Raw genomic sequence first — 6035 nt, 5'->3', positions numbered from 1 at the left:
ACTTCATGGCGCGTCGGCTAAAGAGAGCTTCGTCACTCCCGGCCAACTCTGCCATTTGGTCGATCTTCTCTTCGGTGATCGGGTCCGATTTAATGTCTTTCAATTGAACGTCATTTCCCGGGTTCCAATCGTTCATTAATCGTTTGCAGGTGCTGCAAGTACCAAGGAAGTAGATCTTTTGCATGGGGGAGTGTGTTTGGGACTTAAAGGTAGGTCATTTTCATACCTTTGACTCGATTCAATGAATGAGAAAAACACGTCTATGAAATTCGGAACCAAAGCGATTCACGCCGGAGTTGAACCTGATGAAACCACTGGGGCCATTATGACTCCCATTTATCAAACCTCGACCTATGCCCAGGCTAGTCCTGGCGACCACAAAGGATTTGAGTACTCGCGTACCCAGAACCCAACGCGCCAAGTGCTCGAGCGCAATTTGGCGGCATTGGAAAATGGAAACTACGGTTTGGCATTTGGAAGTGGTTTGGCTGCTATTGATGCAGTGATCAAGCTTTTGGACCCTGGAGACGAAGCCGTTTCGACCAACGACCTCTACGGGGGAACTTACCGCATCTTTACCAAGATCTTCGCTAAGTACGGTATCGTATTTCACTTTGTGCCCATGGGTAACTTGGAAGCAGTTGCGGACCACATCAATGAGCGAACCAAGCTTATTTGGACCGAAACGCCTACAAACCCCATGATGAACGTCGTCGACATTAAAGCACTGTCGGCCTTGGCGAAAAAGCACGACATCATGCTCGGTGTCGACAACACTTTTGCGACTCCCTATTTGCAAACGCCATTGGACCTCGGCGCTGACCTCGTCATGCACTCGGTGACCAAGTATTTAGGAGGTCATTCCGACGTAGTAATGGGAGCATTGGTGGTAAATGACGCCGACCTGAATGAGCGTTTGGCCTTTATTCAGAACAGTTCGGGTGGAGTACCCGGGCCGCAGGATTCGTTCTTGGTTTTACGCGGGATCAAGACCTTGCATTTGCGTATGCAACGACACTGCGAAAACGGTGAAAAGGTGGCGCACTTTTTGAAGGAACAAAACGTTGTTGAGAACGTGTACTGGCCTGGTTTTGAAGATCATCCAAATCATGAAGTTGCCAAAGAGCAAATGCGTGGATTTGGTGGAATGATCTCTTTCAGTTTGAAGGGCGACCGCATGGAGGATGCTTATAAATTGGCTTCTTCAACCAAGGTATTCACGCTGGCCGAATCACTCGGCGGTGTGGAGAGTTTGATCGGTCATCCAGCCAGTATGACCCACGCTGCTATTCCGGCCGAAGAACGAGCTAAGACCGGAGTGTTAGATTCACTCATTCGGTTGAGCGTAGGTATTGAAGATGCGGACGATATCATTGAAGATCTGCGTCAGGCCTTCGCAAAGTTCGGCTAAGAAGAATTAGTTATGAACGAACACAGATTTGCCGTTGTTGGACTCGGATACTTCGGTTCGGCCATTGCGCGTATCCTTTCGAAGCGGGGTGCAGAGGTATTGGCGATCGACACCAGCGAGGAGCGTGTCGAAGGGATCAAGGATGAGGTGGTCCACGCAGTCATGATGGACGCCACGGATCGGAAAGCACTCGAATCGCAAGGGGTGGCTGACCTCGATGCCGTAGTCGTAGCCATCGGCGAAAACTTCGAAGGACTGCTTTTGTGTACGTTCACCATGCAAGAGATCGGAGTGAAGCGGATCATTGCTCGGGCGTCAGGTCCAAATCAGCGTCAGATCCTTGAGAAAATGGGGATCGAAGAGATCCTTTCGCCGGAAATGGAGGTAGGAGCCAGTGTGGCCGAGAACCTGCTGAATCCGAGCGTGATCATGTGCATGCAGCTGCCCGATGATTTCGAGATCGTAGAGGTGAAGCCTCCTCGTCAGGTCGTAAATCGCTCGCTGGCCGATATTGGGTTGCGTAAAAAGTATCGATTGAATGTGGTCACCATCCTTCGCGAAGAGAAGGTCATTCGCAAGGGAGAACAAGTAACGGAACAGCATATTATTGGAGTTCCTACATCGGATACGGTAATTCATACCACCGACACCCTTGTCCTTTTCGGACTTACCAAGAACATCGAGAAGTTCATTGAGATCAATCGATGATCAAGGCTTACTCGCCTTGAACCTCGCCTTTGTGATCTCGGTATTTCTTAACTCCATAGGCGGCTCCGGCCGCGAGCAGGAATCCTACCCCTCCATCGATCGGTACGCCGGGAGGGTCGGGATTAGCCGGTTGACCTAAAACTACGGTCGGAACCAGCATCAAGGCTACAATGATTGCGAACAAGGATATACACTCTAGGAACTTCATTACTTCACGACTTTTAATACGGTTACTACTTCTTGATTTTGAAGGAGGGAGATGAAATATGCTCCCGGAGCGAGTTCTTGGTGTGGGATTCTTTGAACTTGATCACCTTGCATTTCTGCGACTATTCGGCCTGAGGCGTCGGTGATCATAGTTTTATCAACTTGCATTTCCTAACGGTGCTCAATGATCCATTGATCATTTTGTTCGTACCAATAAAAATCTTGGTCTAGCTCGGAAAGCCCGATGGTGCTCTTGTTGATGATTAGGCCGAACCTATGGAGGTCGTCTGAATTGATCGCGTTGAAGTAATATGTGCCGTTCGTTAAATCGTGCGTATTACCGCTCTTGCGGTCGTACAATTCAACTGTCCAGCTCGCCGGGAAGGGGTTGTTGGTCATGTCGATTTGGTACGGCACGACCGTATCGAGCCAAATTTCAAAGTAGAGCGGATAAGTCTTGGTACCGGTCCAGTCGCCATTGGCTGAATTCGTACTCAATTGTTGTCCATCTTCTGAGTAATAATAGAGATGGATCGACTCCCATGCCTCTCCGTCTTTGTGCATACCGTCCATGCCTTCGTAATTATTGTCACCACCGTTTATCAGTTTGAGTCGAGCCGTGTGCTCGGCTCCAAAGGCGGGCTGAGTTGCGGTGAGCTCTAAGGCTTCAGTCGGAGTAGAGCCGCGGAAACTCGTCGTTGTGAGGTCTCTGTGGTCGAGGTCGATGGCTAGGGTTGTTGGATTCACTGTTGGCGGAGTGGTGAATTTGATCCAGAATCCTTGGAAAGGCGGAATAATTCGATTGGCTGCTGTGGCGTCGCCTTCATCGACATCGGCATAGGATCCTGTACTGGGGTCCCACACCTTAGCGATGGCGGCGATCGGGAAATCGGTCATGTCGTAGTTTTCGGCGTAAACATCTGCCCAATCGATGCCGCAGGCATAGGGGTTGGCAACGTAATTCCAGTCGGAGGCACTTGGAGTCGATCAGGTGTAGGATACGGCCGTCGTTTGAAGATCTGTTTTTAGTGTACCCGTAGCGGTGATGGTCATAGGGAACGTTCCGTAACTACCGGTAACGAGATAAAGGTTGAGTCCAAGTCCGGCATGGGCCCAAGAAGCATCGCCCGGCGAACCTCAATCTTCAGCTTGCTCGTCCCAGAAATATGCGTTTTGTCCGGCCGTGGAACTTCCCGACCAAATGACTGAAGCGGCCGGACTAAAGCTCAATCCGGAGACATCCCCTGCAACGGGCATTACAAAATGAGTCCATTTAGCACCACCGCCCCCCACGGCATCGTCGGCCATGTATTGCTCTATGGCAATGGGATCTCCATTGTGCGTTCCGGGTGATCCAACAGAGCCGATCAAGAGCTGTGCATATCCGGTTGCATCGGCGTCCAACCTTACGGTTCCTGAATTATTGAGTTCATCGGCAATGGTGATACTCGCTCCAGGGTCAACGGTTAAGGTGCCATTGGTTCCTACGAACATGGAGTTTACGCTCACGTCGAAGCTGATGTTTGGAGTACCACTTAATACGACAAAGTCATCTGCCGTCGTAGCACCCGTTGGGGCAGTGGTCCATGTTCCGTTGTCGTACACCCCGTAATCGAAGGTACCCAGTGTTGCTGAAGCGCGCGTGGCGTTGACGAAATCACCCGTTGCAAGATTCTGATAATCGCGATCCGAACTTGTTGCTACTTCGGCTTCTGTATCATCAATTTCCGTCCCGTCATCCGTGTTCGCAGTACCTCCTTCATTCAATCGCCATCTTCGGCCAGTGCCAAAAAAGAGGTTCGTGTTTCCTTCATTATAATTCACTCCTGCTGGCAGAGCACCCCACTCTGTGACAAATTCGGCAGAAGTTGCGCCTCTTGAAATTATTAAGAATCCGTATGCAGGAATCTGTGTGCCTCCGCTTCCATCTACTCCAAAGTCAAAAACGTACTCGGATGAGTTGTCGGTTGAGGATGCTCGTATGAGTTTTGCATTTGATAGATCCACAATGCTCGCAGATGAGTTATAAAATTCCAAGAATTCAGCATTGAAGTCCGCTGCCGCGTCAGACACTTCCGAGATGAAAACTACTCCGGCCGTAGGACAAGATATAGCGGCCGGAGAAGCCGAAATTTCACTTCCCGAACTCCAATCCGTACCATTCCTTGTAAAGGCCTTTAGGCAATACGCAGTTCCATTGGTAAGACTCGCAACTGTTTCCGAGGTTCCCGTTCCTATGTAAACGACGAATTCTCCCGACGAGATCTCCGTCCCGGCCCCAAAGGCCGCATCCGCGGTATAGCTCGTTCCATCCCCGAGGGCGTTGCCGAAACATTGGAGGAGGCTCGCGCAACGATCAAGATTTCGTCGTAGCAGGTTGTGGGATTCGTCCAAGACAGGTCTGCAGAGGTATTCCCATTGCTCGCTGCGTAACTGCTGACCTCGTCGAGGGCGCTAAGTGTTCCTTGATTATCCGTAACTCCACTACTGTAGGTGGGTCCAGCCGTTTCGACATTGTAAATAAGAAAGTGATAGGTGGTATTGGATGTCAGCCTCGTAATCGTTACTGAAGTTCCATCACCTGAATAGACGCATTTCGCGGAGGCGTCGTTTTCGTAAACCGTACCGGATCCGCTAAAGTCAGCATCAGCCGTGTAGGTACCTACGCCAGTGCTTGGCGTAGCCGCTGTAATAGCACTTGAGGCTTTGGCAAAGACCAAAACCTGATCGTCTCCAGCTGAATAATCTCCCGGCAGGGTCCAGTTCAATGTGAGTTCATCTATACAAGTATTTGAAAAAGCGTCAATTGAAACATCGCTTTGCCCTCCTCCACTTGTTCCTACAACAGATAATTCATCGAACGCAACATCTTCATTTCCAGAGTTCATAGCTACGGTAATCCGAAGATCCAGGGTAGTTCCGGTTCCGGTTATGGATTTCGTAAATTCTAAGAATGCCGCTGTTAAATCTGTTCCGTCACTATCTCCGTCAAAATCGGTGTCTTCCCCCAGCTCTGTGTTGAATTGGGCACCGTCGTTTTCGAAGGCAAGAAGGTTTGTCCAACCTCCACCATAATCTGATACTCAACTAATTAAATAATCATTATCATCAATTCCGCCGGTCGAATTCGAAGCAAAGCTTCCAGAAAACTCCAGATCGGTATATGTCGAGATGTTGATCCCGGTCCAGGTGAGCTGAGAGGGGTTTGCACTACCTGACCATCCACTGTCATCGATATCTTGAGCAGCGAAGAAAATCCCCGTGGTGTTTGTATAAGAAATGCCAATATTTGGGGTGCTTCCGTCAGTTCTTGTAAAGTAGTCCGAAGACCCATCTTATCCCTCAGCTCCAAGGCTAACAGTATAATTTGTTCCTGTCGAAAAATCCTCAGTAAATAAGGTTGTTTGGGCCCAATTTGTTGAATAGCCGAAAAGGCAAAGACCCAATATGACTTTTTTTATCATATCATCAATAGATTTAATATCCGGAAAATGGTAGTTGTCGACAGGAGGGATTCCAACAATGAAAAAAAATAGTGAATAGAACCATTCATCTCAGCTACTACATTGTTAAGTTGTAAGTATATAGTCCACCGAGGACAACCGCTGAACCTCAAGACCACGTACAAAAAGAAGCCGTCTCGATTTTAACTTGAGACGGCTTTTTCATTTATGAGTTGAGAAGTAGTTGATTTTACTAATTTCTGTGA

General features: G+C 49.0%; 8 protein-coding genes. 2 read left to right on the top strand and 6 right to left on the bottom strand.

All coding sequences use genetic code 11. The features are described from left to right. On the bottom strand, positions 1-184 hold a 184-nt coding region (locus J4F31_11615; protein ID MCE2497204.1), incomplete at its 3' end, for a hypothetical protein. Positions 185-241: 57 nt separating this feature from the next. On the opposite strand from J4F31_11615, the gene J4F31_11610 reads away from it, so the two are divergent. Both J4F31_11610 and J4F31_11605 read left to right on the top strand, forming a co-directional pair. Further along, a complete protein-coding gene (locus J4F31_11610; GenBank protein MCE2497203.1) occupies positions 242-1411 on the top strand; it encodes a cystathionine gamma-synthase in 1170 nt (389 codons plus the stop codon). Positions 1412-1423: 12 nt separating this feature from the next. Further along, complete coding sequence (locus J4F31_11605; protein ID MCE2497202.1) at positions 1424-2119, top strand: TrkA family potassium uptake protein; 696 nt, start codon at positions 1424-1426, stop codon at positions 2117-2119. A gap of 7 nt (positions 2120-2126) precedes the next feature. Here J4F31_11605 and J4F31_11600 read toward each other — a convergent pair whose 3' ends face one another. The 5 genes from J4F31_11600 to J4F31_11580 form a co-directional block, all read right to left on the bottom strand. Next, on the bottom strand, positions 2127-2327 hold the full coding sequence (locus J4F31_11600; GenBank protein ID MCE2497201.1) for a hypothetical protein: 201 nt from the start codon (positions 2325-2327) through the stop codon (positions 2127-2129). After that, positions 2327-2476: a T9SS type A sorting domain-containing protein gene (locus tag J4F31_11595; protein ID MCE2497200.1), complete on the bottom strand. Its 150-nt coding sequence runs from the start codon at positions 2474-2476 to the stop codon at positions 2327-2329. Before J4F31_11595 ends, J4F31_11600 begins: the two co-directional genes overlap by 1 nt. A gap of 21 nt (positions 2477-2497) precedes the next feature. Beyond that, the gene (locus tag J4F31_11590) at positions 2498-3223 is read right to left on the bottom strand and encodes a hypothetical protein (protein MCE2497199.1); all 726 of its coding nucleotides are present in this window, start codon (positions 3221-3223) and stop codon (positions 2498-2500) included. A gap of 240 nt (positions 3224-3463) precedes the next feature. Further along, positions 3464-4399, bottom strand: coding sequence for a hypothetical protein (locus tag J4F31_11585; protein ID MCE2497198.1), 936 nt, complete (start codon positions 4397-4399; stop codon positions 3464-3466). A gap of 161 nt (positions 4400-4560) precedes the next feature. After that, on the bottom strand, positions 4561-5214 hold the full coding sequence (locus tag J4F31_11580) for a hypothetical protein (protein ID MCE2497197.1): 654 nt from the start codon (positions 5212-5214) through the stop codon (positions 4561-4563). Positions 5215-6035: the final 821 nt, after the last annotated feature.

The organism is Flavobacteriales bacterium, from assembly GCA_021296215.1.
Lineage (GTDB): Bacteria > Bacteroidota > Bacteroidia > Flavobacteriales > ECT2AJA-044 > ECT2AJA-044.
Note: the sequence above shows the minus strand (reverse complement) of the source record. Positions and strands in the feature narration are given on the sequence as shown.

What these genes read in the sequence shown, in the direction of transcription:
- J4F31_11610 (MCE2497203.1), top strand. Translation starts at nt 242, where the DNA reads ATGAATGAGAAAAACACGTCTATGAAATTCGGAACCAAAGCGATTCAC.
- J4F31_11605 (MCE2497202.1), top strand. Translation starts at nt 1,424, where the DNA reads ATGAACGAACACAGATTTGCCGTTGTTGGACTCGGATACTTCGGTTCG.
- J4F31_11590 (MCE2497199.1), bottom strand. Translation starts at nt 3,223, where the DNA reads ATGACCGATTTCCCGATCGCCGCCATCGCTAAGGTGTGGGACCCCAGT.
- J4F31_11600 (MCE2497201.1), bottom strand. Translation starts at nt 2,327, where the DNA reads ATGAAGTTCCTAGAGTGTATATCCTTGTTCGCAATCATTGTAGCCTTG.
- J4F31_11595 (MCE2497200.1), bottom strand. Translation starts at nt 2,476, where the DNA reads ATGATCACCGACGCCTCAGGCCGAATAGTCGCAGAAATGCAAGGTGAT.
- J4F31_11580 (MCE2497197.1), bottom strand. Translation starts at nt 5,214, where the DNA reads ATGAACTCTGGAAATGAAGATGTTGCGTTCGATGAATTATCTGTTGTA.